Source organism: Nostoc cf. edaphicum LEGE 07299 (genome assembly GCF_015207245.1).
Taxonomy (GTDB): Bacteria; Cyanobacteriota; Cyanobacteriia; order Cyanobacteriales; family Nostocaceae; genus Nostoc; species Nostoc edaphicum_B.
Genome location: NZ_JADEXF010000587.1, coordinates 1 through 3823 on the forward strand (window position 1 = coordinate 1; position 3823 = coordinate 3823).

Annotated in this window: 1 protein-coding gene; it reads left to right on the forward strand. The window is 40.2% G+C overall.

All coding sequences use genetic code 11. The features are described 5' to 3' along the window. Positions 1–408 precede the first annotated feature (408 nt). Complete coding sequence (locus IQ229_RS17300) at positions 409–3429, forward strand: zinc-dependent metalloprotease (protein ID WP_194045802.1); 3021 nt, start codon at positions 409–411, stop codon at positions 3427–3429. Positions 3430–3823 lie beyond the last annotated feature (394 nt).

A 3823-nucleotide genomic window follows, 5' to 3' on the forward strand; every position in this document is an offset into this window, starting at 1 on the left:
ATTTAGGGCAGGCTAGTTCTGATGAATTTGCCAATGGCGTTTCTGAATGGCGGCTTCTCGCTTACCTGTAGTAGCCTTTAAGCTTCCTCTTATAATGTAAATAAAGTGTTAACTTAAAAATTCTTTCCTAGCTCAACTAATTCTATGATTTAGCTAATTGGTTATACTTTTTCTCCAAGAAATTTCCTAGTTTGATAGAAAAATCATACTTACTGTTTGTGGAAGATGCAATTGTTAGAAAGAATCCTACACTAAAACAGCACAACAAAGCTGAAAAATGGCAATTAAAATTTAAGCTGAAAGTTTATTGCCTAATATAAAGCAGCTAAGATAATCGTTATAGAGCAGGCTATACGGCTTTGCAAAAGTTAAAAATTAACCAGAGATAGTTATCAGGTAATAAATGCGATGAACAGATTAACCTTCTATATGATTTTGTTACATAGTTTATTTTTAGGGATAGCAACAGCTAGCGCTAAGTCACCATTTCTTAACAATGTTGATACAGCCAAGCAGATTGTTGGAGAAGATGTGGTTACAGTCAGAAGTCGAGAGAAATCCAATAGTAAGTTATCGACAGAAACTTCTTCAGCGAGAATCTCAGCCTTATCATCAAATAATATTAATATTCTTCAGAAGCAGAGACTACCGTCAAATCACGTTTGGGTAGTTAATCAAAATAAACATGCACAGCCTCAACCGTTTATTTGGATAGTTGAAAATCTGAAACAAGCAGGTCAGCAACCATTTTTACAAGTTGCAAAAGCCCCAGAAAAACCGAATACAAAGCCTAGCAATACCAAGAAACCAGCAGCAAAGGATGATTTAGAGCCATTTAACGAAGTAATTAAAAATACCCAAAAGTCAGGGGGATTGTTCACACTTTATCGGAATAAAGAAAAGAATAAGATTTATTTAGAAATTAAGCCAGAACAACTTAATAAAAATTACCTAGCTACGGCAACCCTGGAATCGGGTATTGGCGAACGGGGTATTTACAGTGGTATGCCTCTGCAAGATTTTTTATTTTATTTCCAACGGGTAGATGATAAATTACACTTTGTCATCCGCAATGTGAATTTTCGCACTCGTGAGGGAGATCCCCAAGTGCGATCGCTGACGCGATCGTTTAGTGACTCTGTTCTCTACAACATTTCCATTAAAAGTATTCATCCAGAACGCAAAACCCTTCTCATTGACTTGGAAGATTTGTTACTCACAGACTTAGCTGGATTGTCTGTAGGTTTAGGAGTTCCAAAAACCACAAGCCAGTCCTATTTTGGTACTGCTAAAGCCTTTCCCCAAAACTTAGAAGTTGAATCAGTTTTGAATTACTCTAGTAGCGTTGACCCCAACAGTGAAGTAGCAAGCTTTGGGTCGCTAGCTGACAACCGTGGCTTTACCTTGCGCGTCCACTACAGTCTCTCCCAACTACCTGATCGAGATTATCGACCACGCTTTGCTGACGATCGCATCGGCTATTTCATCACCGCCTACCAAGATTTATCCAAAGACGACGATCGCGGCGATTCTTTTGTCCGCTACATAAATCGCTGGCATTTAGAAAAACAAGACCCGAAAGCAGTCATTTCTCACCCCAAAAAACCGATTGTTTTCTGGATTGATAACGCTGTGCCCTTAGAATACCGCGATGCGATGAAAGAAGGCGTTCTCATGTGGAACAAAGCCTTTCTCAAGGCCGGATTCAAGGATGCGATTGAAGTTCGCCAAATGCCAGATGATGCTACCTGGGACCCGGCAGATATTCGTTACAACACGATTCGCTGGATTAACACAGTCGATGGCTACTTTGCAATGGGGCCATCCCGCGTTAACCCATTGACAGGGGAAATTTTAGATGCAGACATTCTTGTAGATGCTAGCTTTATCCGGGCACTCAAGGGTGAATATCGCAAAATCGTCCAACCCAGCCAAACAGAAAATCGCACGACTTTATCAGCTTTGATGCAAAATCGTCTACTTTGCGCTAATGGTTTAGATGGGAAAAACAATGGTGTTCCCCAGAAAATGCAAGGACAAGAAGGGTTGTTGAATCGTTTATCAAAAATGGCAGGCGAGTACGATTTATGCTATGGCATGGAAGCTGCTAACCAGTTTGCCTTTGGTTCCCTGGCAATGTCTCTGCTGGCTGATACTATAGCTACTCCAGACAAGGTAAAAGAATATATTAATCAGTATTTACGTTTAATCATCGCTCACGAAGTTGGACATACTCTTGGCTTACGTCATAACTTCCGTGGTAGTACACTGCTACCACCACAGGAGATGAATAATACAGAAATTACCAAAAATAAAGGTCTGACAACTTCTGTCATGGACTATATTCCCCCAAATATCGCCCCTCAAGGTACAAAACAAGGAGATTATTTTCCTACTATGGTAGGGCCCTATGATGAATGGGCAATTAAGTACGGCTACACAACAATTCAGACATCAACTCCTCTAGCAGAAAAGCCAATTTTGGAAGAAATTGCCGCACAATCCTACAAGCCAGAGCTGAGTTATTCTACAGATGAAGATGTGTATGACCTTGACCCCACAGCTGATGCTTGGGATAACAGCAGTAATGTGCTGGTTTATTCTCAGTGGCAGTTAAATAATTCGCGGGTGATGTGGGAACGTCTGGATAAGCGTTTCCCAATGGCTGGTGATAGTTACAGCGATGTGAGCGAACGTTTTAGCACAGTATTGGGTAACTATTTCCAGCAAATATATTACACCACAAAATACATCGGGGGACAATCTTTCTATCGCATTCACCCCAGCGAGATACCTGCCGAGAAAGTCTCTGGAGTTCCGCAACGCCGTTTACCATTTGAACCAGTAGCAGTTGAAGAACAACGCCAAGCTTTAGAAACGCTACAAAAATATGTATTCGCAGAAGATGCCCTCAGTTTTTCACCAGAATTACTGAATAAATTAGCACCTTCTCGTTGGCGACATTGGGGTAGTTCTCCACAAGTTGGCCGTTTGGATTTTCCCATTCATGACTTGGTGCTACTGATGCAGGGTTCTGTGTTGCGAGATTTACTCTCAAGCGATCGCCTCTCTCGCCTCAAGGATATTGAACTCAAAATTCCTGAAGGAAAAGCACTGACTCTGCCAGAACTATTTGAAACTTTGCAATCAGGTATTTGGACGGAAGTCATCCAACCAAAAGCTAAACCGATGAAGATTGCCAGTTTGCGGCGAGGCTTGCAGCGTCAGTATTTGGACATTTTGACTGATATGGTATTGCGAAAAGAAAATGTTCCAGAAGATGCTCGTACTCTAGCTTGGTATAAACTCAAACAGCTTAATGAAAAACTTAAGGGGGTTAATTCTGAGGATGAATACACCAAAGCGCACTTATTAGAAACACGCGATCGCATCGAGAAAGTCTTGAATGCGCCATTGCAAGCGAATTAAAAAAGTTAAGAATGAGGAGTTAATAGTAAAATTCCTAACTCCTCTTTTTCTCTTATGATTTTGGCAAAATATATTGATTATGCTGCAATACGGTTCAGGTAAGGAAAATTGTAGGTTGGGTTAAGCAAAGCGCAACCCAACAAAACCCCGAAAATGTTGGGTTTTGTTCCTCAATCCAACCTACACATTTCAAGCTTTTTGGCACTAACCCAAGCGTATTGGATTATGCTGTGGGCTAAAGGCTTTTTGCTTAAGTCTTATTGAATTTACAATTGAGACGGCTACATTTTTGAATTTCGAGAAGTCAATATATGTAAAACTTTATATTCTTCTGAATAAATACGGTTGTCTATTAAATTTATCATTAATATATTAAACAATTAGAGTAATATAT

Excerpts from the sequence above, each read along its gene's own strand:
- IQ229_RS17300 (WP_194045802.1), top strand. The coding sequence starts at position 409 with ATGAACAGATTAACCTTCTATATGATTTTGTTACATAGTTTATTTTTA.